A 24,369-nucleotide genomic window follows, 5' to 3' on the forward strand; every position below is an offset into this window, starting at 1 on the left:
GAAGGACTACTGCGCAATGACTAAAAGACAGCTCAAACTGGGCGCCCTGACCATGGGCTGCGGTGGGCCGGGCCGCCATAACCTGTGGCTTGACCCGCAATTGCCGGCCGATGCCAGCGTCAACGTCGATTGGTACATCGAGATAGCGCGCCAGGCCGAGGCGGCGCTGTTCGACCTGCTGTTCATCGTCGACAGCCAGTTCATCACCGAAGGCTCGCCCTCCCATTACCTCAATCGCCTGGAGCCGCTGACGTTGCTGTCGGCACTGGCCGTGAGCACGCGGCATATCGGCCTGGTCGGTACGCTGACCACCTCGTATAACTCGCCGTATAACGTCGCCCGGCGCCTGGCCTCCCTGGACCTGATCAGCAAAGGCCGCGCCGGCTGGAACGTGGTGACCAGTGGCGATGCCGGTACCGCCGGCAATTACAGCCGCGACGAACACTACGACTACGCCACGCGCTATGGGCGTGCCGCCGAACACGTTCAGGTGGTACAGGGGCTGTGGAATTCTTACGAAGACGATGCGTTTGTGCGCAACCGTGCCACTGGGCAGTTTCTCGACCCGAGCAAGCTGCACAGCCTGAACCACCAGGGCGAACACTTTTCGGTGGTGGGCCCGCTGAATATCCAGCGCTCCCCCCAGGGCCAACCGGTGATATTCCAGGCTGGCGACTCCGAACAAGGCCGCGACCTGGGCGCCGCCACCGCCGATGTGATCTTCACCCACGCAGCCAGTATCGAGCAGGGCCAGGCGTTTTACCGGGATATCAAGGGTAGGGCGGCACAACGGGGGCGCGATCCGGAACAGGTACTGATCATGCCCGGTGCGGAAATTTACGTGGGCGACACCGATGCCCATGCCCGGGAAATCGAGCAGCACTATCATCAGCTCGACCACAGTTTCGCGCTGGCGCTCAAGGAGTTCGGGCGCAATTTTGGTTGGCATGATTTCAGCCAATACGACCTGGACGCGCCGTTCCCGCAAGAGAGCCTGGAGGCCGCGCGCAGCAGTTTTTTCACCGCAGCCAAACGCATCGCAGACCAGGCCCGGGAAAAGGGCTTTACCCTGCGCCAGGCCGTCGAGTTTGGCCGGCAATTGCGCCCAGGCGCGTTCGTGGGCAGCGCCGCCACGGTGGCGCAGAAACTGGCGGATTGGTTCCAGGCGCGGGCGGTGGACGGGTTCAATATCTACATCGGGCACCCTGGGCAATTTGATCGTTTTACTCAGGAGGTGATCCCTTTGCTGCAGGAGCGCGGTGTTTATCGCACGGCCTACGAGGGCTCGACCTTGCGTGAAAGCCTGGGCTTGGCGATTCCGAGGTTTGCGCGCACCCCCTCACCCTAAGGGGTGATTTCGATGACTTTGCGGGTGTGGGACTATCACTTCAGTCCCCGGCGCCAGTGACCTGGTGTCGCACCCAACCGTTATGACGGCGAGTCTTCGAAGTGGATAATGATCGACTGTCTTCAGCCCAGTGGTTCGAACAGATAGCCAGGGTGACCGAGAGCATCGGGCACGCGGGGTTTGCCGCCACGTTGTTCGATGCCCTGGGGTGTATCCGCCCCATTCAGGCCACGACCTTGTACCTGTACCCCCACGACGGCATGCCCAGCGCAGTGTTCGAACTGGACGGGCCATGGCTGCCCCAGGGCAATGTGCGCCAGTACCTCTCCGGGTTTTACTTGCTCGACCCGTTCTACGGCGCCTGCGTGGAGGGGGCGGCTTCCGGCTGCTACGACCTCGCCGACGTAGCCCCCGATCACTTCGAGCACAGCGAGTACTACCAGTCGTTTTACCGGCATTCGCACCTGGAGGATGAGCTCAACTACATCCTGCAGGCGAGCAACGGCTTGAGCCTGGCGGTGTCGCTGGCCTTTACGCAAAAGCTCGACGCGGCCACCACCGAGCAATTCAAGCGCATAGCACCTTGGGTACTGGCGGTGCTGGGCAAGCACTTCGCCGGCCTGGAGACTCAGGGCGCGCGCTTCGAAAGCCTGTTGGAACAGCGTATTCACTCGGCACTCAACAACTTCGGCTCGTCGCTGCTCACCGAACGCGAATGCCGGATCACCCAGTTGATCCTGCGCGGCCACTCCACACGTTCGCTGGCCGAGCGCCTCGGAGTCTCCGAAGACACTATCAAGTCCCACCGCAAGCACATCTACAGCAAGCTCGACATCGGCACGCAATCGGAACTGTTTTCCCTGTTTATCGACTCGTTGGCCGAGGCCCAGGGCGGGCTGAGCAAAGACCCCCTCGAACGCTACATGAGCAAAAGCCGTTGACCGGCTGCATGACCACCCACAACAAGAGAAAAAGCCATGAACCTACCCTTTGAACCGCAACGCCAGACCCAGGACTACCAGGCTTCGGACGCGGCGCACCATATCCATGCCTTTGTGGATCAAAACGCGCTGAATGCCGAAGGCCCACGCGTAATGGTCCGCGGTGAGGGCCTGTACCTGTGGGACAGCGAGGGTAAGCGTTACCTGGACGGGATGTCGGGCCTGTGGTGTACGCAGCTGGGTTATGGGCGCAAGGACCTGACCGCTGCGGCGGCTGCGCAGATGGATCAGTTGGCGTACTACAACATGTTCTTTCACACCACCCATCCGGCGGTGATCGAGCTGTCCGAGTTGCTGTTCAGCCTGTTGCCAAAGCACTACAGCCATGTGATCTACACCAACTCCGGTTCCGAAGCCAACGAGGTGCTGATCCGCACCGTACGCCGCTACTGGCAAGTGCTCGGCAAGCCGCAGAAGAAGATCATGATCGGTCGCTGGAATGGCTATCACGGCTCCACCCTGGCGGCGTCTGCCCTGGGCGGCATGAAATTCATGCATGAAATGGGCGGCTTGATCCCGGACGTCGCGCACATTGACGAGCCTTATTGGTACGCCCAGGGCGGTGAGTTGACCCCGGCCGAGTTCGGAAGGCGCTGCGCCCTGCAACTGGAAGAAAAGATACTGGAGTTGGGCGCGCAAAACGTCGCCGGTTTTATCGCTGAACCTTTCCAGGGCGCCGGCGGCATGATTTTCCCCCCAGAAAGCTACTGGCCAGAGATCCAGCGCATCTGTCGCCAATACGATGTGCTGCTGTGCGCTGATGAAGTGATTGGCGGTTTCGGCCGTACCGGTGAATGGTTTGCCCATCAGCATTTCGGCTTCGAACCCGACACGTTGTCGATCGCCAAGGGCCTGACCTCCGGTTACCTGCCCATGGGCGGTTTGGTATTGAGCAAGCGCATGGCCGAAGCCCTGGTGGAGCGAGGCGGGGTGTTTGCCCATGGACTGACGTATTCCGGGCACCCGGTTGCGGCGGCGGTGGCCCTGGCCAACCTCAAGGCGCTGCGTGACGAAGGGATCGTGCGCCAGGTGAAGGACGACACCGGGCCGTATTTGCACACGCTCCTGCATGAAGTCTTTGGGAACCACCCGCTGATCGGCGAGATCCAGGGTACCGGCCTGCTGGCAGCCTTGCAGTTTGTCGAGGACAAGGGCACGCGCAAACGCTTTGCCAATGAAAACGACCTGGCCTGGCAATGCCGCACGTTTGGCTTCGAAGAAGGCGTGATTATTCGCTCGACCCTGGGCCGTATGATCATGGCGCCGGCCCTGGTGGCCAGCCGCGCGGAGCTTGATGAGCTGGTCGACAAAACCCGCATCGCGGTGGACCGCACCGCACGGATCGCGGGAAAACTGTGAAGGGCTAAGCCCCTGCATGCCGCTCGGTTGAACAGGGTGGGCGCCCCATAGCGGCCTGCCCACCGCTCCCAATGGATGACTCATCAACGGTGTCGATTTGATCGAACGCCGCGGTGCCCTGCATTCCACTTTCCAGGAGTCAGCAATGAATACAATAACAAACGTAGCCGATACTCCCGCCCATCAAACCTCAACCCAACTGACCTCATCGCGCCGCTTTCGACAACCCCTGGGCCTTGTCGGGCTTGTACTGTTCGGCCTGGCGTATATGGTGCCGCTGGCGGTGTTCACCACCTACGGCCTGGTCACCCAGATGACCAAAGGGCATCTGGCCACCGCCTACCTGTTGACCCTGGCTGCCATGCTGCTGACGGCCTACAGCTATGGGTGCATGGTCAAGGCGCACCCCTATTCGGGCTCGGTCTACACCTATGCGCGCAAGGCGTTTGGCGCCTCCTTCGGCTTTATCGCCGGCTGGACCTTGCTGCTGGACTACATCTTCCTGCCGCTGCTCAGCTATTTGCTGATCGGCATCTACTTGTCCGAATACTTTCCTACCGTGCCCACCGCCGTATGGGTATTGGGCTCCATTGCCCTGGTGACGGCGCTCAATCTGGTGGGTATCGAGTCGATTACCCGGGTCAATTGGGTGCTGATCGTGGCCCAACTGGTGTTCATCGTGGTGTTCGTGGCGTTGTCGATCCACAACCTCAGCGGGCAAGCCGAGCCGGTGCCGCTGCTCAAGCCGTTTTACCATGAAGGTTTCAGTGTGCCGCTGATCATGACCGGCGCGGCGGTGCTGTGCCTGTCGTTCCTGGGGTTTGATGCGGTATCGACCATGGCCGAGGAGACGCCGGACCCGCGCCGTACCATTCCGCAGGCGATCATGGCGGTGTCGCTGATCGGTGGGCTGCTGTTTCTGGTGGTGTCGTATTGCGCCCAGATGGTCTTCCCGGAATGGAACAGTTTCGCCGATCCCGACGCGGCTTCGGTGGATGTGATGCGTCGGGTCGGCGGTGAGCTGCTGGTGAGTGCATTTACCGCCACCTACGTGGCGGGTTGTTTCGCTTCCGCGATGGTCTCCCAGGCCAGCGTGTCACGGGTGCTGTTCGCCATGGGCCGCGACGGCGCATTGCCCAGGGTATTCGGCAAGCTGGTGACGAAAAAACGCGTGCCGGCCAACGCGATCATGCTGGTCAGCCTGTTTTCGCTGATTGCGCTGTTTATCAGCCTGGACACCGTGGCCAACATGATCAGCTTTGGCGCGCTGTTCGCGTTTTCGGCGGTGAACCTGGCCGTGATCAAGCATTACCTGGGCGACCAGAAGCTGCGCGGTACACGCAACTATCTGCTGTACGCCGCCCTGCCAGGCCTGGGGTTTCTCAGCACGCTGTGGTTGTGGACGAGCCTGTCGGGCCTGTCGTTCACCATCGGCCTGGGCTGGATGGGCCTGGGGCTGCTGTGTTTGCTGTGCCTCACCCGAGGGTTCCGGGTGGGGATGCCGGAATTGCACATGGCCGAATAAGCGAAATAGCCACCCACTTATACAACTGACACACCTGGGCTCATGTGGGAGGGGGCTTGCCCCCGATGGCGCCCTCAGGGCCGGCCAGGATGTTGGATCCATACCCCGCTTCAGGAATACAACATGTTCAACCTAGACTATTGGCAGCAACGCGCTGCTCGCCAAACCTTCATCAGCACCGCCCTGATCGACGGCCATCCCGTAGGTGCACTCTGCGGGGCGACCTTCGACACCATCAACCCGGCGACTAACCGAGTCCTTGCGCAGGTCGCCGCCTGCGGTGCAGCGGAGGTCGACCTGGCAGTGCGCTCCGCACGCCGCGCCTTTGAGAACGGCCCGTGGCGGCGCATGCCTCCAGGCGAACGCAAAAAAGTCCTGATCAAACTCGCCGACCTGTTGATGACCCACCGCGAAGAACTCGCATTGCTGGACTCCCTGAACATGGGCAAGCCGGTAATGGACGCCTATAACGTCGACGTGCCCGGCGCGGCCCATATGTTCGCCTGGTACGGTGAAGCCCTGGACAAGCTCTACGATCAGGTCGCGCCGACTGCCCACAACGCGTTGGCGACCATCACCCGCGAAGCCCAGGGTGTGATTGCCGCGGTGGTGCCGTGGAATTTTCCGCTGGACATGGCCGCCTGGAAACTGGCACCCGCCTTGGCGGCCGGCAATAGCGTGGTGCTCAAGCCCGCTGAGCAATCGCCGTTTTCCGCCCTGCGCCTGGCCCAACTGGCGCTGGAGGCAGGCATCCCCGAAGGCGTGCTAAACGTGGTGCCAGGTATGGGCGAGGGCGCCGGCAAGGCACTGGGGTTGCACCCGGACGTTGATTGCCTGGTGTTTACCGGCTCCACCCAGGTGGGCAAATACTTCATGCAGTACGCCGCCCAGTCCAACCTCAAACAGGTGTGGCTGGAGTGTGGTGGCAAGAGCCCGAACCTGGTGTTTGCAGACTGTCAGGACCTGGACCTGGCGGCGGAGAAGGCGGCCTTTGGGATTTTCTTCAACCAGGGCGAGGTGTGTTCGGCCAATTCGCGCCTCTACGTGCAACGCTGCATCCACGACGAGTTCATCGAGCGCCTGATCGATAAATCCCGCGCCTGGATGCCCGGCAACCCACTTAATCCCGCCAGCGCCGCCGGTGCAATTGTCGACAGCGGGCAAACCGCACGCATCATGCAAGCCATCGGCCGGGCGCACGCAGACGGTGCCACGCTGTTGACCGGCGGTCAACAGTTGAACATTGAGGGTTGTTCAAACTTCATCCAGCCGACGATATTCGCCAACGTCACCGCTGACATGCGCCTTTCCCAGGAGGAGGTGTTTGGGCCTGTGCTGGCGGTGAGCGCTTTCGATACCGAAGAACAGGCCATTCAGCAAGCCAACGACAGCCTTTATGGCCTGGCGGCCTCGGTGTGGAGTGATGACCTGAACCGTGCGCATCGCGTGGCCCGTGCCCTGAACGCCGGCACCGTGTCGGTCAACACCATTGATGCGCTGGATGTGACCGTGCCGTTTGGCGGCGGCAAACAGTCGGGGTTCGGGCGCGATTTGTCGCTGCATTCGTTTGATAAGTACACGCAACTGAAAACCACCTGGTTCCAGTTGCGTTAACTGCCCCGTTTCGCATAACTGCTGTGCCGTCACAGGCATTCATCCGCCAGTGGGCAATGCCTATAGTCCACTCACCCCGTGCAGCGCTTCAACCGCGCTGCGCGATCCAGCCCAAGACTGAGGTGAGCCTGATGAACCGTGAATTGGACCCCGCACTGACGGATCTCAACCAAGTGGACGCCGAGTACTTCGAGTACAGCAAGGCGGCGAACCCCATCAGTGCCAACCTGATTTCCCGCATTCCCTACCACAGCTTTCCCGCCTCGCTGTATGACAATGGCCCCTCCCGCGTGGTACCGCTGGACCTCAGCGAGGCTTTGGGCTGCGAAGGCCCCGCCACCGGCCCCGGGTTATGCGCAAACTTCATGCGCCTTAACCGTGGTGACACACTGACCCTGCAACCCAACGCCACTTCCCAGGTGTTCTACGTGATTGCCGGGCAAGGCAGCGTGGTTCAGGGGGAGTATGAGATTCAATGGTCCAAGGGCTGCTTTATTGCCCTGCCGGGATTACAGCAGGCGCACTTCAGTGCCCGCGAGGATGCACGTCTTTACTATGTTCACGATGAGCCGTTGCTGCGTTACCTGGGGGTGACACCCCGCGCCGATCGCTTTGCGCCGACCCTGTACCCAGCAGCGCTGGCCAACGCGAAGTTGCGTGAAGCGGCCGATGATCCCAGGGCACAGGACCGCAGCCGCATCAGCATCCTGCTGGGCAACCGCCGCTTCCCGCAGACGCGCACGGTGACCCACGTGCTGTGGGCCATGTACGGGATTCTGCCGGCGGGATCGGTGCAGAAACCCCATCGGCATCAGTCGATTGCACTGGACTTCATTATTGATTGCCCCAAGGGCTGTTATTCATTGGTGGGCACCGAGCTGGACGCGGATGGGCAAATCCGTAACCCGCAGCGGGTCGACTGGTCGCCCGGCCTGGCGTTTGTCACACCACCCGGTTACTGGCATGCGCACTTTAATGAATCGGATAGCGAGGCGTTCCTGATCCCGATTCAGGATGCGGGGCTGCAAACCTACCTGCGTGCGTTGGATATCCGCTTCAGTTGAGTCACTTCCAGTCCGGTGTTTCGCCCAGTCGTTCAACGATAAAGTCGATAAAACACCGGACTTTCGATGACACGATGCGCTTGGGCGGGTACACAAACCACACCGCAAACGCCCGCTCCACGCCCTGGATGTGCCATTCGGGTAGCCACACTGCCAACTCACCGGCCTCGATACTTCGCGCCACCAGCCAGTCCGGCAACAGCCCAAAGCCCAAGCCTTGGCGCACGGCGATGAGTTGCGCGTCCAGGTCATTGATTCGAATGACGCCGTCATGCAGCAACGGGAGCGCGCGGCCGGCGGATACAAAACTGATATCGCCGGTGGTCGCCGTGCCCAGCACCGCAGGCACACCGGCCAAGTCCGTGGGCGTGGACGGAGGAGGGTGCTGCGTGCCAAACGCCGGGCTGACCACCAAGCGGTAGTGGCCGTCGCTGAGCTTGCGTGCCTTGAGCGTCGAATCGGCCAGCTCGCCAATGCGGATGGCCAAGTCGACGCCGGCATGAATCAAATTGACCTTGTTGTTATCCAGCACCAGTTCCACGCTGATCTGCGGGTAGCGCGCCAGAAAGTCATTCAACGCCGGCAGGATGTGATGCCGCGCAAACGCCGGCGGCAGGTTGAGTTTCAACACGCCCCGTGGATGCTGGTTCAGCGCTGACGTGGCGGCCTTGGCGTGTTCCAGCTCGTCCAGCACCCTGCGTGCATGTATCAGGAAGGTCTGGCCGCCTTCGGTCAGATGCAGAGTGCGTGTGGAGCGGTTGAACAGCGCGATGCCCAGGTCCTGCTCAAGGTCCTTCACATAGCGTGAAACCGTTGAGGCCTTGATCCCCAAGCGCTCGGCGGCACGCGAGAAATTGTTGCCTTCGGCGGCTTCGATGAAGGCGGTGAGCGCGGTGAAATAGTCCAAGGGCAGCCTCAGGGCAGGGCGGTGAGACGTGCAGGTTGTTGATTTTTGCCGGGGGCTGTCAACTGCTAGACCCTAGAGCCACGATGCAACCCCCGTTTTCCTAGTGGGGCTGAATGATCAAGGCGATATGGGATCGCTTGCAGGAAAGGTTTCTTCGATCGCCTCGTCGAGCTGGCTATCGCTGACGGAGCGGTCTCGCACCTTCACATTCGACTCGCAATGGCAATCGGCACTGGGGCACGCTTGACCCTGTGGGTGCAAGTCGGCGCATGCCTGGCTGCAGTAGGCTTTGCCGTTGCGCTGGTGACGCGTGTCATGGGTCACCTGGCAGGTGCAGCCTGGGCAGGCGCAGGGCAAACCTTGAGTTGTCGGGTTCATAGGTCCTCCGAATATTCAGTGATTGGTGAACGGTCAGCGCTTTTGTGATACGCGATCACGGCTGCTGGTAATGCCCTGGGATGTCATGGCCTTCATCGGCGGGCTTGTTGCGCTTTTGCACCTGGACGTCGCTCAATTTCGCGTCCTTGAGCTCTGCAAAGCGCTGCCTGAGCAGGGACTCGGCCCATTGAGGGTCCAGCGTGTCGGCATCGTGCTCAAGCGTGCGGCTTTGTGGCTGGTTGTCGAGGATGAAACTGATGAGGTAATGCGGTTTCTCGAACATGAACGTGGCTCCGTTACGGTTAACAAGGCGTACCCGAGCAGGGCATGTTCATTTGATGAGTAGGTTGCGCGGTGATTCAGAAAAAATAAGCCGCTTTCATCTATTGATCTCGATCAGGTGGGGAGGCTGGCTCGCTCTATAACCTTGGGCGCTTATCGATGGCCAGGGACGGCTCAACGGGCTGCTCTGGTCGCATATTCTCAAGGAAGAGTCAGCCATGCGATCACTGAAGATCCTGTTGTTATCATCGGCATTCAACGGTTTAACCCAACGGGCCTGGCTGGATCTGCGCCAAGCGGGTCACGACCCCAGCGTTGTGGTGTTCACCGATCAAGCCACGGTATGCCAGCAGGTCGAGGCGTCTGGCGCCGACCTGGTGATCTGCCCATTTTTGAAGGACCGTGTGCCGCATCAACTGTGGAGCCATCCGCAACGCCCGGTGGTGATCATCCATCCGGGCATCGTCGGCGACCGTGGCGCCAGTGCGCTGGACTGGGCCATCACCCAGCAGGCCCGCCGTTGGGGCGTCACCGCCTTGCAAGCGGTGGAGGAAATGGACGCCGGGCCAATCTGGTCCACCTGTGAGTTCGACATGCCCGCCCAGGTGCGCAAATCCGAGCTGTACAACGGCCTGGTGAGCGACGCCGCGATGGTTTGCATGCGTGATGTAGTGGCGAAATTCGCCAAAGGCTTCGTCCCGACACCGCTCGATTACACCCAACCCGGCGTCATCGGGCGCTTGCAGCCGAACATGACCCAGGCCGACCGCACCTTCAGTTGGTTCGATTGCGCAGGCTTTATCAAGCGCAGCATCGACGCTGCCGATGGCCAGCCCGGCGTGTTGGCCAGCCTGTTGGGCGGGCAATATTACCTCTACGACGCGCACTTGGACGCTCGCCAGGGCACCCCGGGAGAAATCCTCGCAGTGCAGGACGATGCCGTGCTGGTAGCGGCTGGAGATCACAGCCTGTGGATCGGCTCGCTCAAACCCAAAGGCCCAGAGACCTTCAAGCGACCGGCACGGCACGTTCTGGCTGAGCAGTTGGCCGGGGTGCCGGTGCTGGACAGTTCAATCGCCTGCCAGGCGTTCAACGAGCGGGTCTATCAACCCATTCGCTACCAAGAGTTCGGCCACATCGGCGAACTGACGTTCGAGTTCTACAACGGCGCCATGAGCACCGAACAATGCCAGCGGCTGGTCGCAGCGTTGCGCTGGGCCAAGGCGCGAGATACCCAAGTGTTGCTGATCAAGGGCGGGCGCGGCAGCTTTTCCAATGGGGTGCACCTAAACGTCATCCAGGCCGCCGACGTGCCGGGGCTGGAAGCCTGGGCCAACATTCAAGCCATCGACGATGTGTGCCTGGAGCTGCTCACTGCCAGGCAGCTGGTGATCAGCGGCCTGACCGGCAGCGCAGGCGCAGGCGGCGTGATGCTGGCGCTGGCCGCCGACATTGTATTGGCCCGCGAAGGTGTGGTGCTCAACCCGCACTACAAGACCATGGGACTCTACGGCTCCGAATACTGGACCTACAGCCTGCCACGGGCCGTGGGCAGCGAAATCGCGCATAAGCTTACCGAAGAATGCCTGCCCATCAGTGCCATCCAGGCCCAGCAGTACGGCATGGTTCAGGCCATCGGCCCGCGTTGCCCACAAGCATTTGGCTTGTGGCTTTTGCAACAGGCCGACAGTGCGTTGACCGATGATAAGTACCTTCATGCACGCACACGTAAAGCCACGCTGGATACTCAGCAAGTTGAACGCTGTCGCGAGCAGGAACTGGCACAGATGCGATTCGACATGGTGGGAAATCGCCAGCAGTTTGCCGAGAAATGCCGCAACTTCGTGTTTAAACGCAAAACCTGCCAGACCCCGCAGCGGTTGATTGCGCCGTGGGCGTTGAGCTACGAGGCTGGCGTGCCGCAAAGCCGGATGCTGAATGACTGACCGTCGACGCGGGGAGGGCGCGGCGGCCAGCCCAGCCTCGCGTTGGGCGATAGGGTTCCCCATAATGAAGTCCAATTTGCCCAAACGCTCAAACTAGAGGCCCCATGGAACTGTACAACCTTAACGATGACGCAGCGCTCGTATGACTCGGGCGCTGTTTATTTCGTTGGATGGGCCCAAGGGTACCGGCAAAACCACGCTGTTGGAGGCCGTTACGACAGCGTTGAGGGCCGACAATAAAAAGGTCGTCCGACTGTGCGAGCGCAAGAGCGATCCCTATCGAGCGCAAACGATGGCGCTGGTTAACAAATTCGCCAGAGACCCCAGCCGGGATCTGGAACTTGAGGTGTGTGAGCGCTTTGCTGACAGCCGCAGCTGGATTACCCAGCACGTACTGGCCGCACAGCCACCTGACAGCATCATCCTGATGGATCGCTGGTACCCGTCTGATGCTGCGTTTCGTCGATTGATACCCTTTGCAGACATTCTTGAGCTGAACATTGATCGACAGGTGCAAGTGCCGGATCTGCATGTGGGGGTTGTCACCGCGGCGCAAATATCCTGGGCACGGGCGGCAGCACGACGGCGCGGGCTGAGCAGTACGGTGATGTTTAAGCTGGAGGAGCAAGTTGTGTGTACCGAGGCGTTTGAACGAGCGGCGGTGGGGCAGGGGTGGGTGATGTGTCGCAATGAAGGGACGATTGAGGAGGCGATGAGGCGGGTGGTTTCGCAGATATATAAAGTCCTTTGATCGAAGATGAAGAGCGCAAAGGCAACGAGAGTTAGCGGCGCTTGAGCAAAACATAGAAGCGTTGAAACGCCAGGGTGGTGACGCCGCCATTATTGACTGCGAGGGACGCCCGTGCGTGCGCACGCGAGAGGTCCCGGGCGAAAACCCTTATCACGATGCCGCTACAGGGAAGAAGACTTATCGGTTGATCTGGACTAAGTGAGGCTCATCAACTTTGAACTAATCAATAAGCCTGTCCACCTAACGCTTTGCACGTTGCCTCAAGCCCGGGGTTTTCCTGGGTTACCCAATCACACACGAAGGTTTGGTTAATCATGAAGAGCGAACAGGTAGAAGGCGTTGTAGAAAAGGTTGCCGGCAAAGCGCAGAGCGCAGTCGGGAAGCTTTTTGGTGATTCGAAGTTGGAAGCTGAGGGCGCTGGACGCCAGGCTGCGGGTCAACTGACGCAAACCTATGGTGACGCACTGGACAGCGTTTCTACATTCGTCAAAGAAAAACCGGTTGCAGCACTGGCAATCGGGGCTGTTGCTCTACTGGTGCTGAAGAGATTGCTTGGTCGCTGAACAGCAGTAGCTTCAATAAGATTGCTAACGCGGTAGAAACGATGGTGAACGCTAACCAGAATCAGGGGCAAATTTCTGCAGTTTCTTGCAGGCGTGGAAGGGCGTGAAGTGGAGCGGGGGAACTGCCTGTTCCTTGGGTAGCCAAGTCATGCTGCCTGGCAATCGACGCGGTCTCTATGCCCTTTGCCGAGCTTGATGGGCTGAAAAGCCCTTTTGTTTTCCAGGTCCCAGAAAAGCCAATGCCCCGAGAGGTCGGGGCATTGGCTTTTTTATGAGCGAGTGGTCGGTTTGTATCGTTTTGTATCTGCGCTTTGGATAGATACACAGCGATTCCTTTAAGTCGGTTGATGACACATACGGGATACCCGCGGGGCTTTAAATGAACCCATCGAGAAGGCGCAAACCTTTTCCAATGGATGACTCATTTAACTCGCGGTTATCCCTGCGCGTTTCGCGACGTTGTCGACCAATGACTTATAGGGAAATTCAAAATGCCTGCAGCTACGTTCGGTTTCACCTGGCGCCATTGTCTGGCTTCTTCCGTGAGAATGGGCGCTTTGGGGTTGGCCCTGATAGCCGGCAGCGGTGCTGCCTGGGCTGCTGGCCCGGCCGTCGATGCGTCAGGTGCCAGCTCGGCCTCGACCCATCCCGAATCGATTAGACCTTATCGAATTCACGTCGATGAAGCTCAATTGGCCGATCTGAAAAAGCGCATTGCGGCGACCCGCTGGCCGGACAAAGAGACCGTCAACGACGTTTCCCAAGGCGTGCAGTTGGCCCAGGTCCAGGCGCTGGTGAAGTATTGGGGCAGCGGCTATGACTGGCGCAAGGCCGAAGCGAAGCTCAATGCGCTGCCTGAATTCATCACGACTATCGACGGCGTGGACATTCAATTCATCCATGTTCGCTCGCCAAACCCCAACGCGATGCCGCTGCTTCTGACACACGGATGGCCTGGCTCACAGTTTGAGTTCCTGAAGACGATCGGCCCGCTGACGGATCCCGTTGCTTACGGCGGTAAGGTTGAAGATTCGTTCGACGTGATCATTCCATCGATTCCAGGACACGGTTTTTCCGGTAAGCCAACTGAATTGGGCTGGGGGCCGGATCGAGTCGCGAAGGCTTGGGATGTGCTCATCAAGCGTCTGGGTTATACCCACTATGTTTCCCAGGGCGGAGATCACGGTTCGGTCATATCGGATGCATTGGGCCGCCTGAATCCGCCGGGGCTGTTGGGCATTCACTTGAACATGCCGGCCACCATCCCGCCCGAATTGGTCAAGCCGATCAATAGTGGTGACCCGGCCCCTGACGGGCTCACTGAGCCTGAACGCAAGGCGTTTGATTCCTTGAGCACCTTCTTCGGCCGCAATGCAGCATACGGCGCGATGATGGTTACGCGCCCGCAGACTATCGGTTACCTCCTGGCCGATTCGCCTACCGGAACTGCGGCGTGGATGTACGAAAAAATCGCCGCGTGGACGGACAGTGATGGCCAGCCTGAACGGGTATTGACCCGTGACGAGATGCTGGACGATATCAGCCTGTACTGGCTGACGAACGCAGGCGCATCGTCATCGCGTTTCTACTGGGAAAACAACAACAACAATTTCAGCGCTGCCGCGCAGCACACCGCAAGCATCAAGGTGCCGGTGGCGATCACGGTCTTCCCGCACGAGATCTATCAGGCGCCAAAAAGCTGGGCGCAACGCGCTTACCCATCACTTTCCTACTACAACCAGGTTAACAAGGGCGGCCACTTCGCTTCCTGGGAGCAACCTCAATTGTTCAGCGAAGAGTTGCGGGAGGCCTTCCGGCCGCTGCGCGCCAAGCTGAGCGCAACGAAGACAGCCCAGTAGCTCACACGCAATCGAGCCAACACACCGGGCCGCTATTCGGCGGCTCGCTACGGAGAAATACCATGGAGATGACCTTGCTGAACAATCAAAATAAATCCAGCCGCCTGCGGGGTCTTGCCCCATCGCTGTTGGCAGCAGCAGTGCTGCAATTCGCGGCGGTGGCTGTCGGTTTTTCCCAAGCCAACGCGGCTGATGTACCCGCGTCCACCATTGGGGCGATCAACCCGGGAGCTCACACCTTTCTCGGTGCACTTAAGCATGTGAAAGCGGGGTTGCTGAACGTTTCTTACGCGGAACTCGGCCCAGCCGATGGCCCGGTGGTCATTTTGTTGCACGGCTGGCCCTACGATATCAACGCATACGCTGATGTCGCTCCTGCTTTGGCGGACAAGGGATATCGAGTGTTGATCCCTTCTGCGCGTGGTTATGGCGATACGCATTTTCTCTCGGCCAAGACCATTCGCAATGGTCAACCTGCTGCGCTGGCGACCGACCTGATCGACTTCATGGACGCGCTGAAGATCAAGACCGCGGTGCTGGGTGGGTTTGACTGGGGCGCCCGCACTGCGGATATCGTTGCCGCACTGTGGCCGGAAAGAGTGAAAGCCCTGGTCGCTGTGAGCGGTTACCTGATAGGTAGCCAAGAGGCGGGCAAGGCGCCATTGCCGCCAGCCGCCGAACTGCAGTGGTGGTACCAGTTCTATTTCGCGACCGAGCGCGGGCGCCTGGGCTACGAGAAAAACACCCATGACTTCGCCAAGCTCATCTGGAAGCTGGCGTCGCCACAGTGGAATTTCGACGACGCCACTTATGAGCGCAGCGCGGCATCCTTGCAAAACCCTGATCACGTGGCCGTGTCGATTTTCAACTATCGCTGGCGCCTGGGGTTGGTCAAGGGCGAGGCCAGATACGACGCGCTGGAGAAGAAACTCGCGGCATTTCCATCCATCAGTGTGCCCACCATCACCCTGGAAGGTGATGCGAACGGCGCTCCGCACCCACCTGCCGAAGCGTACGCCAAGCGCTTCACTGGCAAGTATGAGTACCGATTGATCACCGGTGGTGTAGGCCACAACTTGCCGCAGGAAGCGCCGAAAGCCTTCGCCCAGGCGGTGATCGACGCCGATCATCTTTGAAAACCGGCTGAGAGGATGGCGATGATGAAGCTGAAATTTCTGGCCGCGATGTCGGCTGCCATTGCAATCGCAGCGTTGAGCGCTACGGGTGTGGCCTCGGGCGACGCCAGTACTGGCGACGCCTCACCAATCTATGGCGTGAAATTGCCGGAAAACTACCGCCTATGGCCGCTGATTGCGCCGGCGCAGGAAGCGGCCCCCTTGAACGAACTGCGAGCCGTGCTGGGCAATGACTTGGCCATAAAGGCTTATCAGGATTCAACGCTGCCATTCCCTGATGGCACGGTGCTGGTAAAGCTGGCCTGGAAACATGTGCAGTCCCCGGAATTCGAGCCGGCGTCCATCCCGGGGCCGGCCACGACCGTGCAGGTGATGGTCAAGGACTCGAAAAAATATGCAGCAACCGGTGGTTGGGGATTCGGGCGGTTTATCAACGGTAAACCGGCCGATGAAGCCCAACACCAAACCTGCTTCGCCTGTCACCAGGCGCGAGTGCGTAATCACGATTTTGTCTTCACTCGCTTCGCTCCCTGATTTCCCGTCAAACCTGGAGTCAACAATGAAAAAAGTAGTAACCGCACTGGCCGTCGCCGTCAGCCTGAGCATGGCGACACACGCCTGGTCGCAAACTGAAAAACCCACGATTGTGCTCGTACATGGCGCCTTTGCCGATGCGTCGAGTTGGAATGGGGTCGTGAAGATTCTCGAGAAGGACGGTTATCCAGTGGTTGCCGCTGCCAACCCATTGCGCAGTGTAAAGAGCGATGGTTCGGCAATCTCGGCATTGTTGACGAGCATTCATTCGCCGGTGGTGTTGGTCGGCCACTCCTATGGCGGCAACGTTATCAGTGACGCGGCCAACGATCATGCAAACGTCAAAGCCCTGGTTTACGTCAGTGCGTTTGCACCTGAGGCCGGGGAAACCGTCGCCGGGCTGGCCGGCAAATTCCCGGGCAGTACGCTGGGCCCAACGCTGGCTGCGCCTGTACCGCTGGCCGATGGGGGCAAGGACTTGTACATCCAGCAGGACAAGTTTCACAACCAGTTCGCCGCTGACGTCCCCGCGAAAGAGGCGGCATTGATGGCCGCCACCCAACGCCCGGTAACGGAAGCGGCGCTCAACGAAGCGTCCGGCAGCCCTGCCTGGAAGCATATACCGTCCTGGTACATCTACGGCGACAAGGACAAGAACATTCCCCCGCAAGCCATGGCATTCATGGCCAAGCGCGCCGCTGCCAAAGCCGTGGAAGTGGTCAAGGGCGCTTCACATGTGGTGATGGTTTCGAACCCGGAACCGGTTGCCCGCCTCATCGAAAGAGCCGCCACGGCGAAATGACACGCCAGGGGCGAAGCGGCGTTTTCAGCGTTCTACGCCGAGGCGAGTTTTGCACGTCGCCCGGCGGGTTTCGTTTTGAAGTTGTGCAACGCTGAAACGCGGGAGAGGGGGATTCGACGCGGCCAACGCCTGGGCATACCGGGCGTTGTGCTTATCGCGGGCAACCGGACCGTGCCCAACACCTGGCGACCCAGCTGCAGGCCGGCTCGGTGTTGATCAACAGAATTTCGCCAGAGTTGCTGGCGCCGTTCGGCGGGGTAAAGCAGTCCGGTGTCGGCCGGGAGTTTGGAGTCTTTGGGCTGCAAGCATTTCTTGAGGCCAAAAGCATCGTGTCGGATTAGCCTGGGGTTGGCGGGAGAGGGTGGTCGCGCAACCCAGGCCGCAGGAGAAAAAGCTAATGGCCCACAGCACGTTGCCTGTGGGCCATGGGTTTTCAAGGGTTACGCGGCTGGAGCTTTCGCCTCCTGCAGCAGTTGCTGAATCATCTTTTCCTGCGTCTCGTAGCGACCTTCTCCGAAGTGGGTGAAACGCACTTGCCCTTTGGCGTCGATCAGGTAGTGCGCGGGCCAGTACTGGTTATCGAAGTTGCGCCAGATCGCGTAGTTGTTATCGATGGCTACCGGGTAAGTGATGCCGAGCTTTTTCACCTCATCCCTGACATTGCTGATGATGCGTTCAAAACCGTATTCCGGGGTGTGGACGCCGATTACCACCAAGCCATCCTTCTCGTACTTCTGCGCCCAGTCCTTCACGTACGGCAGGGTATGCTGGCAATTGATGCAGTCGTAAGTCCAGAAATCGACGAGCACCACCTTGCCTCTGAGCGATTCACTGGTCAGTGCGGGCGAATTGAGCCATTCCACCGCGCCAGACAGCGACGGCATCGGGCCTCGGGCGTTGTCGAGGGTGGGTTCGGCCTTGGCCTTGCTTACCAGGTATTCGACGACTTTGGGGACGCTTTGCAGCACGCCGTTTTCCAGCACGCTGACGCCTTCGGACGACGCCCCGGTCAACAGCGTCTTGTCGGCACCGGTAGAAATCATCAGCGCTGCGGCCAGGACCGCAAAACCGGTGGCGCGCCGCAGCCAACCAGTGACCGGAATCGAGGCCTTCAGGCGATTGACTAAACCACGTCCGGCGAAAATCAGCGTACCCAACGACAGTGCACTGCCCAGGCCGTAGGCCACCAGCAGCAGGCTGGTTTGCGCATTGGCGCCTTGCAGCATGGCGCCGGTAAGAATCACCCCGAGGATAGGCCCGGCGCACGGCGCCCAGAGCAGGCCGGTGGCGACGCCGATCATCAGTGAACCCAGCGGCCCGGACATTTTGCGCGTCTGGGGGTCGAGGCAATTGCCCAGTAACACGAACGGGCTGGCCAGCCAGCCACTGATTCGCGCCGAGATCAGCGACAAGGCAAACAGCGCCATCACCACCAGTGCCACATGACGCCCGGTGTTGTTGGCCTGAATCACCCATTCACTGCTGACCACGGCCAGGCTGGAAACCAGCGCGAAGGTCAGGACCATGCCACCAAGGGTAAGCAGGATCGATGAGCGTGTGCGGTCGATACCGGCGAACAGAAATGGCACGACCGGCAGGATACAAGGGCTGAGGACGGTCAATAAGCCGCCCAGGAATGCGATGAGGAACATAAGGGTCTCCTGATGAAATGTGGGCCGGGCTCAGTTATCGCTGTGGCACTCGGCAAATTTGCGGTAGTTCAGGATCTCGGTCTTGCCCTGCGAATTCAGGTAGGTCAGTTGGGCATCGACAATGCCGCAGGCCGCCCCGGCATCCTGTGTCAATGCCACGACTTTCTGGATGTCCAGATGCGTGCCGTAGGTGTAGGTTTGCGGCGTGACGTCGGCTTCGGCGCGGGCCGAGAAGGTGCAGATATTCAGGGCGGCAAACAGGCAAGTGGCATAGAGGGTATTGGTGTTCATGGTCGTTTCCTCAAGGCTTCAAGGGTTGGGTCGTTCGGTTGAGCCGAGGCGCTAGGGTTGGCCTCGATGTGGCTCATTAGAAGCCCGCGAGGTATCTCGTCTGTGTCAAAAACAGGCGCGGATAAATCGGTTCGTATCAGGACCCCGTCCCGATACACAGCCATACAAAACCTAGGAAATTGTTGTTTTTGCCTCTGCATGTATCCTTCGCCACAGCAGATACACTGCAATACAAACCGCCGCGGGCGAACGGGCTCAGCCTCTATAGACTGAGCCGCAATTCCCATTGACAGAGGCTTGGCCCATGGAACACGTTGATCACATCCTCATCGTGGACGATGACCGTGAGATTCGAGAGATGGTAGGCAACTACCTGAAGAAGAACGGCCTGCGCACCACCGTGGTTGCGGATGGCCGCCAGATGCGCTCGTTTCTCGAGGCCACGCCGGTAGACCTGATCGTGCTGGACATCATGATGCCCGGCGACGATGGCCTGGTGCTCTGCCGCGACATTCGCGCCGGCAAACACAAGGCCACGCCGGTGCTGATGCTGACCGCCCGCAACGACGAAACCGACCGCATCATCGGTTTGGAAATGGGCGCTGACGATTACCTGGTCAAGCCGTTCGCCGCCCGTGAATTGCTGGCACGCATCAACGCTGTGCTGCGCCGTACGCGCATGCTGCCGCCCAACCTGGTCGTTACCGAAACCGGAAGGTGGCTGGGGTTCGGGCGCTGGCGCCTGGACACCTCCGCCCGCCATCTGCTTGATGAAGACGGCACCATGGTCGCCCTCAGCGGCGCTGAATATCGCCTGCTGCGGGTGTTCCTCGACCATCCGCAACGGGTACTCAATCGCGACCAGTTGCTCAACCTGACCCAGGGCCGTGACGCCGACCTGTTCGACCGTTCCATTGATCTGCTGGTCAGCCGCCTGCGCCAACGCCTGCTTGACGATGCGCGCGAGCCGGCTTACATCAAAACCGTACGCAGCGAGGGGTATGTCTTCTCGCTGCCGGTGCAAGTGCTTGGAGCACCGGCATGAAGCCTTCGCTGCATTGGCCTCGTACCCTCATCTCGCGGCTTTCGCTGATCTTTCTGGTAGGGCTGACCCTGGCGCAGGCCTTGTCCTTCGGCGTGCAGTATTACGAGCGTTACGAAACCGCGAAAAACACCATGCTCGGTAACCTGGAAACCGATGTATCGACGTCCATTGCCATCCTTGACCGCTTGCCCGCCGAGGAACGCATGAGTTGGTTGAAACAACTGGATCGACGCAATTACCGCTATTTGCTCGACGAAGGCTCGCCAGGCGTCGCTCTGCGTGACACGCCGATTGCAGTGACCTCGATCAAGGAGGCCATCGGCAAGGATTACCCGATGACCGTGACAGACATTCCCGGGCCTATCAAACATTTCCAGGTCCATCTGAAACTGGCCGACGGCAGCCCGGTGACCATCGACGTGCGCCCCTCGATGGTGCCGTTGTCGCCGTGGCTGCCGGTGGTTTTGCTGGGCCAGTTGGCCTTGATGATTCTATGCACGTGGCTGGCCGTTCGCATTGCCATAAGCCCGCTGACCCGCCTGGCCCAGGCCGTGGAAAACCTCGATCCCAACACTCACCCGGTGCATCTGGATGAACAAGGCCCGACCGAAGTCGCACACGCTGCCATCGCCTTCAATGCCATGCAGGCGCGCATTGCGGCCTATCTGAGAGAACGCATGCAACTGCTGGCGGCGATTTCCCACGACCTGCAAACCCCAATCACGCGCATGAAGCTGCGTGCCGAATTGATGGACGACTGCGGCGACAAAGACAAATTGTGGAATGACCTCGGCGAGATGGAGCATCTGGTGCGTGAAGGCGTTGCCTATGCCCGCAGCGTGCATGGCGCCACCGAGGAAAGCCGCCGTACCGATTTTGATTCATTCCTCGACAGCCTCGTGTTCGACTACCAGGACATGGGCAAGGACGTGCAGCTCAGCGGCAAAAGCAACGCAGTGATTCACACTCGGCCCCACGCGCTGCGCCGAGTGCTGGTAAACCTCACGGATAACGCGCTCAAATTCGCCGGTGCCGCGCAGCTGCGGGTCGAGCCGGAGGAGGGCGACAGCCTCTCGGTGACCGTGATGGATCGTGGTCCCGGCATTGCCGAAGAGGAGCTGGCCCGTGTGATTGAGCCATTTTACCGCGTGGAAAATTCGCGCAACCGCAGCACCGGCGGCACGGGCCTGGGCCTGGCTATCGCCCAGCAGCTGGCACAAGCCCTCGGCGGCACCCTGACCTTGAGAAATCGCGAAGGCGGCGGATTGTGCGCTGAACTGAGATTACCGACGCGCTTATCGTAGGAGGCGCGAAGCGGCGCTAGTCAACTGTGCTTTGAATCTGGATGTGGAAGAGTTGATCAACGCGAGTTTCATCAAGCGCTTTCGCCAGCGCCCGCGTCAAACCGAGTCGACATCGAGGGCTTCAAGGTACTCGCCGCCAGGCATCATTGAAAGCGCGGTTCCTGAGTCTGAGTGGACGTACATGAACGGGACGAGCCTGGGCAACGGCGCCGCGTCACCAGTTTGCACGAACAGCGGTAGTCGTTGACCTGAAGAGAAACGGCATTATGGACATGGCCCGTTGAGAGAGTAGGCGTAAAGACGAATTCGTCGAATCAGTGACTTACGTAGCTCATGAACCTATAAGGCATAACACTTCATTTAACAAGTGGGCGATGTTAGATGTTCATAAGCAGGTCAACAGCCCAAGAATACTAGCTCAATACCCTTGAAATGAACGCAACTGTTCACCGATTGATGTTCATAGACCCAGCTTTCCCCGTCATTAGCCTCGTCAACCCGAGCTTTATTCGTCCTTCCAGTGTTGCTGGAGGTATGTTCGATGGTGGCACGGGTTACGCTTGCGTGGCGTCTAGAGAATCCGAGGCGATTCAATACAACAGGAATCCTGGAACCGCTTGATAGGCCAAAAAAAGGCCGCTATTGAAAGCGGCCGTCTGACTAAAGAGCATTTCGATAAATCATTCCAAGTCAGGCGGATGCTACCGATCTGTTACCCGAGCTGTGCTGCGGATAGCTTAAGGAAGAACCCGAGTAATCGCCTGATATCCACTGGCAACATCGAAGCAGTGTTTCGCTGTACCTGGAATACGATCCAGTATGCGCCTGAGCATATCTGGATCGTCTTTGAAAACCGTCATCCAAATGGACCAGAAACCTTGGATCTGCAACACAATTTGATCGCGCATCTTTGGGTGATCCAACTCAAAAAGGTTCTGCTTCGATTCCAGCGCGATGTCCCATGCCTCGCGCCGGTTGTTCCAACGACGGTCGGATGCTTCATTTTCCTGATCATTAACGCTAGGAACTTTGTGTAGACCAACAAGGCGGATCGTGCGAGTGGCTCGAACATTGTCATGCCCTGGTGCGGCTTCGACCAACCCACCTTGCTTGTAGATTAAGGCAAGAAAGGTGTTGTCCCGATCCGGCCACATGTAGTCATCGAGCACAACGTCCTTATTGTCCTTCGTGCTATTGCAATTTGTACACGCAAGTAAAAAGTTGTCCCAACTTAGCTCGCGAACCAGGTCATTCGCGATGGCGCCCGGCGGTTTCTTCGGCTGGACATGCTCGATGGCCAAACTAGTATCAAGATGCACTTCACAATAGGAACAACATTCGCCGAGTCGCTCGATAAGCTTACCCCGAGCCATTGCGTAAGCTTTAAATACGACAACCCTTCCATCTGCTCCAGTGGGGCAGGCCCCGCGAATGACTGGTCTCATTCATCATCCGCCTTAGGGTTTCCCTCAGGAGCACCATCGATACCCGAAACCAATCGCTTCATTGTCAAAAAGGCGTGATAGGCAACGTTGTCACTAAATGGATCGGACAGTGCGTCAAGGTCTGCTTTAATAGCTTCCTTCTGCTCATCACTCACATCTCCAGCAGCATCATTGAGCAGCCGGAAGTATTCAATGGCCGCCTCATGCATTTTCTGGTAACGCTCCCCACGCTGCGGCACCGGAATCTTCATGACCTCTTCGGTGATGTCCTCAATAGATCGATTAGCGTATTTTGCCTCCGAAGCGGGAGCGGCAATACCATCAGGAATCGAGTCCGCTTGAGCGGGTTTTAACCCCCGCTCCAGGTCTATAACTTCCCCCGGCTCTAGAGACTGCAAGATGAAAGGGGAATGAGAGGAGACAACAAACTGCAGAAGCGGAAATGCATTTTTCAGGTCCGAAACCACACGACGCTGCCACTTAGGGTGCAGATGCAAATCAATTTCATCGATCAACACGATCCCTTGAGTTTTGATAGCTGCATCCACACCTAAATGCGGGTTTAAGCGTGAGGCACGGTGCGCGATGTCCGCAATGATGCCAACCATATTGCGATACCCATCACTGAGATCATCAAACGGCATTAAGCCTTCATGATCCAACGCAATCATCAGGTGATCGTAACCCGCGTCGAAATAGAAATTTTGCGCACCAGGAATACAAGAGGTCACCGCATTGGTCACCGCATCCAGTGCAGGTATGTCTTTCCCTTTTTGTATCTTTGCCATAGATAAGCGTTTGAACCATTTCTCAAACGCTTTGTGATCCGATTTCGGATCGAGGCAATAACGGTAGCCCGTTAGGCGGGAAGACGGGCTGTCCGCCACTACATCATCATGCTTATCCCATAGTCGCCCCGCGCCGTAGTAAAGCAGCAGCGGAAGATTCACATGAGGCTGATGTATAACGCGCTCACGCGCTTCTGCACCAACCCTGACGAAATCCTTAGCCTTCTTACCACGGTCACCCAGATCTCGCCGCCAGCGAATGGGCGGTTCTTCGTTCGTTTGACAGACAGCCTCCAGCCAGACCTCCGTAAATGCCTCACGGAACACCTGACCTTCGACCTCTTGAAAAACAGCTCGCGCATCCGAGTCCTTGATCGTGCCGCCACCAGTCGTCAGTTTGCCGCCCTGAAAGTAAGTGTTGAGCAGCATCGCCAGTGCGTCGAGTATGGTCGTTTTGCCCTTACCATTGTTACCAATCAGGACGTTGAACTGGGGATTGAACTGGAGATAGGCTTCGTCGTACTTTCGGAAGTTGTGCAGCACTAATTCAGTGATTTTCATGAGTTACCAAACTGGGTGAGTACGAACTTCAGGGCCAGCTTGAGTTCTAGGAAGGTGCTGCCGCTCTAAAATCTCTGCGGCCCGGCCTCACACGTAGGATCTGCAAGCGGGAATGTTGAGTCACGTCGATGAGTCGATGAGTCGATGATAGCAAGATACAACGCCTTAAGCCTCAATTCGAAACGGGTTGCTAACGAGGTATGGTCACACGGCT

22 protein-coding genes and 2 pseudogenes are annotated in these 24,369 nt (G+C 58.9%); 17 read left to right on the forward strand and 7 right to left on the reverse strand.

Translation table 11 applies throughout. The features are described from left to right. The first annotated feature begins 16 nt into the window (after nucleotides 1-16). The 6 genes from AC4PS6_RS19810 (at nucleotide 17) to AC4PS6_RS19835 (ending at nucleotide 7,911) form a co-directional block, all read left to right on the forward strand. The gene (locus AC4PS6_RS19810) at nucleotides 17-1,348 is read left to right on the forward strand and encodes an LLM class flavin-dependent oxidoreductase (protein WP_032902618.1); all 1,332 of its coding nucleotides are present in this window, start codon (nucleotides 17-19) and stop codon (nucleotides 1,346-1,348) included. Between the two features lie 101 nt (nucleotides 1,349-1,449). Beyond that, nucleotides 1,450-2,289: a helix-turn-helix transcriptional regulator gene (locus AC4PS6_RS19815; RefSeq protein ID WP_032873985.1), complete on the forward strand. Its 840-nt coding sequence runs from the start codon at nucleotides 1,450-1,452 to the stop codon at nucleotides 2,287-2,289. Between the two features lie 36 nt (nucleotides 2,290-2,325). Further along, a complete protein-coding gene (locus tag AC4PS6_RS19820) occupies nucleotides 2,326-3,708 on the forward strand; it encodes an aspartate aminotransferase family protein (protein WP_336826522.1) in 1,383 nt (460 codons plus the stop codon). Between the two features lie 145 nt (nucleotides 3,709-3,853). Beyond that, nucleotides 3,854-5,233 carry an APC family permease gene (locus AC4PS6_RS19825; RefSeq protein ID WP_492180935.1) on the forward strand — a complete coding sequence of 460 codons (1,380 nt, stop codon included), beginning with the start codon at nucleotides 3,854-3,856 and terminating at the stop codon, nucleotides 5,231-5,233. Nucleotides 5,234-5,356: 123 nt separating this feature from the next. Continuing rightward, a complete protein-coding gene (locus tag AC4PS6_RS19830; RefSeq protein WP_336826524.1) occupies nucleotides 5,357-6,847 on the forward strand; it encodes an aldehyde dehydrogenase in 1,491 nt (496 codons plus the stop codon). Between the two features lie 131 nt (nucleotides 6,848-6,978). Beyond that, nucleotides 6,979-7,911, forward strand: a complete 933-nt coding sequence (locus AC4PS6_RS19835; protein ID WP_201915083.1) for a cupin domain-containing protein — start codon at nucleotides 6,979-6,981, stop codon at nucleotides 7,909-7,911. 1 nt (nucleotide 7,912) lies between these two features. Here the strand turns inward: AC4PS6_RS19835 and AC4PS6_RS19840 are convergent, their stop codons facing one another. The 3 genes from AC4PS6_RS19840 to AC4PS6_RS19850 form a co-directional block, all read right to left on the reverse strand. Continuing rightward, a complete protein-coding gene (locus tag AC4PS6_RS19840) occupies nucleotides 7,913-8,818 on the reverse strand; it encodes a LysR family transcriptional regulator (protein WP_336826527.1) in 906 nt (301 codons plus the stop codon). Nucleotides 8,819-8,935: 117 nt separating this feature from the next. Next, nucleotides 8,936-9,196 (reverse strand): metallothionein, encoded by a 261-nt coding sequence (locus tag AC4PS6_RS19845; protein ID WP_014718436.1) that lies wholly within the window; start codon nucleotides 9,194-9,196, stop codon nucleotides 8,936-8,938. Between the two features lie 55 nt (nucleotides 9,197-9,251). Continuing rightward, a complete protein-coding gene (locus AC4PS6_RS19850; RefSeq protein ID WP_003191203.1) occupies nucleotides 9,252-9,479 on the reverse strand; it encodes a hypothetical protein in 228 nt (75 codons plus the stop codon). Between the two features lie 217 nt (nucleotides 9,480-9,696). Between AC4PS6_RS19850 and AC4PS6_RS19855 the strand changes: the two genes are divergently transcribed. The 9 genes and pseudogenes from AC4PS6_RS19855 to AC4PS6_RS19895 all read left to right on the forward strand — a co-directional run. After that, entirely contained in the window at nucleotides 9,697-11,424 is a 1,728-nt protein-coding gene (locus AC4PS6_RS19855; protein WP_191948701.1) for a hydrogenase maturation protein, read from the forward strand. Nucleotides 11,425-11,566: 142 nt separating this feature from the next. After that, on the forward strand, nucleotides 11,567-12,175 hold the full coding sequence (locus AC4PS6_RS19860; RefSeq protein WP_106111152.1) for a dTMP kinase: 609 nt from the start codon (nucleotides 11,567-11,569) through the stop codon (nucleotides 12,173-12,175). 314 nt (nucleotides 12,176-12,489) lie between these two features. Beyond that, nucleotides 12,490-12,738, forward strand: coding sequence for a CsbD family protein (locus tag AC4PS6_RS19865; protein WP_014718439.1), 249 nt, complete (start codon nucleotides 12,490-12,492; stop codon nucleotides 12,736-12,738). A gap of 491 nt (nucleotides 12,739-13,229) precedes the next feature. Continuing rightward, nucleotides 13,230-14,597, forward strand: a complete 1,368-nt coding sequence (locus AC4PS6_RS19870) for an epoxide hydrolase family protein (protein ID WP_336826532.1) — start codon at nucleotides 13,230-13,232, stop codon at nucleotides 14,595-14,597. Between the two features lie 62 nt (nucleotides 14,598-14,659). Further along, the gene (locus AC4PS6_RS19875; protein ID WP_336826534.1) at nucleotides 14,660-15,733 is read left to right on the forward strand and encodes an alpha/beta fold hydrolase; all 1,074 of its coding nucleotides are present in this window, start codon (nucleotides 14,660-14,662) and stop codon (nucleotides 15,731-15,733) included. A gap of 24 nt (nucleotides 15,734-15,757) precedes the next feature. Then, nucleotides 15,758-16,267 carry a cytochrome P460 family protein gene (locus tag AC4PS6_RS19880; protein ID WP_103451372.1) on the forward strand — a complete coding sequence of 170 codons (510 nt, stop codon included), beginning with the start codon at nucleotides 15,758-15,760 and terminating at the stop codon, nucleotides 16,265-16,267. Nucleotides 16,268-16,292: 25 nt separating this feature from the next. Beyond that, nucleotides 16,293-17,069 (forward strand): alpha/beta fold hydrolase, encoded by a 777-nt coding sequence (locus AC4PS6_RS19885; RefSeq protein WP_323556324.1) that lies wholly within the window; start codon nucleotides 16,293-16,295, stop codon nucleotides 17,067-17,069. A gap of 12 nt (nucleotides 17,070-17,081) precedes the next feature. Further along, nucleotides 17,082-17,159 (forward strand): annotated as a pseudogene (locus AC4PS6_RS19890) (creatininase family protein); the annotation flags it as partial. A 74-nt stretch (nucleotides 17,160-17,233) separates the two neighbouring features. Then, nucleotides 17,234-17,410 (forward strand): annotated as a pseudogene (locus tag AC4PS6_RS19895) (aldehyde dehydrogenase family protein); the annotation flags it as partial. Between the two features lie 99 nt (nucleotides 17,411-17,509). On the opposite strand, the gene AC4PS6_RS19900 reads toward AC4PS6_RS19895, so the two are convergent. Together AC4PS6_RS19900 and AC4PS6_RS19905 are read right to left on the reverse strand one after the other, a co-directional pair. Further along, nucleotides 17,510-18,721 carry a cytochrome c biogenesis protein DipZ gene (locus tag AC4PS6_RS19900; RefSeq protein WP_336826539.1) on the reverse strand — a complete coding sequence of 404 codons (1,212 nt, stop codon included), beginning with the start codon at nucleotides 18,719-18,721 and terminating at the stop codon, nucleotides 17,510-17,512. Nucleotides 18,722-18,751: 30 nt separating this feature from the next. Then, nucleotides 18,752-19,012, reverse strand: a complete 261-nt coding sequence (locus tag AC4PS6_RS19905) for a DUF2790 domain-containing protein (RefSeq protein WP_014718446.1) — start codon at nucleotides 19,010-19,012, stop codon at nucleotides 18,752-18,754. 304 nt (nucleotides 19,013-19,316) lie between these two features. On the opposite strand from AC4PS6_RS19905, the gene AC4PS6_RS19910 reads away from it, so the two are divergent. Both AC4PS6_RS19910 and AC4PS6_RS19915 read left to right on the forward strand, forming a co-directional pair. Beyond that, the gene (locus tag AC4PS6_RS19910) at nucleotides 19,317-20,057 is read left to right on the forward strand and encodes a response regulator (protein ID WP_014718447.1); all 741 of its coding nucleotides are present in this window, start codon (nucleotides 19,317-19,319) and stop codon (nucleotides 20,055-20,057) included. Next, entirely contained in the window at nucleotides 20,054-21,361 is a 1,308-nt protein-coding gene (locus tag AC4PS6_RS19915; protein WP_198833126.1) for an ATP-binding protein, read from the forward strand. Before AC4PS6_RS19910 ends, AC4PS6_RS19915 begins: the two co-directional genes overlap by 4 nt. Nucleotides 21,362-22,098: 737 nt before the next feature. Here the strand turns inward: AC4PS6_RS19915 and AC4PS6_RS19920 are convergent. Together AC4PS6_RS19920 and AC4PS6_RS19925 are read right to left on the reverse strand one after the other, a co-directional pair. After that, nucleotides 22,099-22,806 (reverse strand): HNH endonuclease, encoded by a 708-nt coding sequence (locus AC4PS6_RS19920; RefSeq protein ID WP_069075997.1) that lies wholly within the window; start codon nucleotides 22,804-22,806, stop codon nucleotides 22,099-22,101. Beyond that, complete coding sequence (locus AC4PS6_RS19925; protein WP_069075998.1) at nucleotides 22,803-24,155, reverse strand: AAA family ATPase; 1,353 nt, start codon at nucleotides 24,153-24,155, stop codon at nucleotides 22,803-22,805. Before AC4PS6_RS19925 ends, AC4PS6_RS19920 begins: the two co-directional genes overlap by 4 nt. Between the last annotated feature and the right edge of the window lie 214 nt (nucleotides 24,156-24,369).

It is taken from the genome of Pseudomonas sp. DW-iso17 (genome assembly GCF_058725345.1).

Excerpts from the sequence above, each read along its gene's own strand:
- AC4PS6_RS19860 (WP_106111152.1), top strand. The coding sequence starts at position 11,567 with ATGACTCGGGCGCTGTTTATTTCGTTGGATGGGCCCAAGGGTACCGGC.
- AC4PS6_RS19920 (WP_069075997.1), bottom strand. The coding sequence starts at position 22,806 with ATGAGACCAGTCATTCGCGGGGCCTGCCCCACTGGAGCAGATGGAAGG.
- AC4PS6_RS19925 (WP_069075998.1), bottom strand. The coding sequence starts at position 24,155 with ATGAAAATCACTGAATTAGTGCTGCACAACTTCCGAAAGTACGACGAA.
- AC4PS6_RS19850 (WP_003191203.1), bottom strand. The coding sequence starts at position 9,479 with ATGTTCGAGAAACCGCATTACCTCATCAGTTTCATCCTCGACAACCAG.
- AC4PS6_RS19875 (WP_336826534.1), top strand. The coding sequence starts at position 14,660 with ATGGAGATGACCTTGCTGAACAATCAAAATAAATCCAGCCGCCTGCGG.
- AC4PS6_RS19845 (WP_014718436.1), bottom strand. The coding sequence starts at position 9,196 with ATGAACCCGACAACTCAAGGTTTGCCCTGCGCCTGCCCAGGCTGCACC.
- AC4PS6_RS19915 (WP_198833126.1), top strand. The coding sequence starts at position 20,054 with ATGAAGCCTTCGCTGCATTGGCCTCGTACCCTCATCTCGCGGCTTTCG.
- AC4PS6_RS19905 (WP_014718446.1), bottom strand. The coding sequence starts at position 19,012 with ATGAACACCAATACCCTCTATGCCACTTGCCTGTTTGCCGCCCTGAAT.
- AC4PS6_RS19885 (WP_323556324.1), top strand. The coding sequence starts at position 16,293 with ATGAAAAAAGTAGTAACCGCACTGGCCGTCGCCGTCAGCCTGAGCATG.
- AC4PS6_RS19830 (WP_336826524.1), top strand. The coding sequence starts at position 5,357 with ATGTTCAACCTAGACTATTGGCAGCAACGCGCTGCTCGCCAAACCTTC.
- AC4PS6_RS19910 (WP_014718447.1), top strand. The coding sequence starts at position 19,317 with ATGGAACACGTTGATCACATCCTCATCGTGGACGATGACCGTGAGATT.
- AC4PS6_RS19820 (WP_336826522.1), top strand. The coding sequence starts at position 2,326 with ATGAACCTACCCTTTGAACCGCAACGCCAGACCCAGGACTACCAGGCT.
- AC4PS6_RS19865 (WP_014718439.1), top strand. The coding sequence starts at position 12,490 with ATGAAGAGCGAACAGGTAGAAGGCGTTGTAGAAAAGGTTGCCGGCAAA.
- AC4PS6_RS19900 (WP_336826539.1), bottom strand. The coding sequence starts at position 18,721 with ATGTTCCTCATCGCATTCCTGGGCGGCTTATTGACCGTCCTCAGCCCT.
- AC4PS6_RS19835 (WP_201915083.1), top strand. The coding sequence starts at position 6,979 with ATGAACCGTGAATTGGACCCCGCACTGACGGATCTCAACCAAGTGGAC.
- AC4PS6_RS19880 (WP_103451372.1), top strand. The coding sequence starts at position 15,758 with ATGAAGCTGAAATTTCTGGCCGCGATGTCGGCTGCCATTGCAATCGCA.
- AC4PS6_RS19870 (WP_336826532.1), top strand. The coding sequence starts at position 13,230 with ATGCCTGCAGCTACGTTCGGTTTCACCTGGCGCCATTGTCTGGCTTCT.
- AC4PS6_RS19810 (WP_032902618.1), top strand. The coding sequence starts at position 17 with ATGACTAAAAGACAGCTCAAACTGGGCGCCCTGACCATGGGCTGCGGT.
- AC4PS6_RS19855 (WP_191948701.1), top strand. The coding sequence starts at position 9,697 with ATGCGATCACTGAAGATCCTGTTGTTATCATCGGCATTCAACGGTTTA.
- AC4PS6_RS19825 (WP_492180935.1), top strand. The coding sequence starts at position 3,854 with ATGAATACAATAACAAACGTAGCCGATACTCCCGCCCATCAAACCTCA.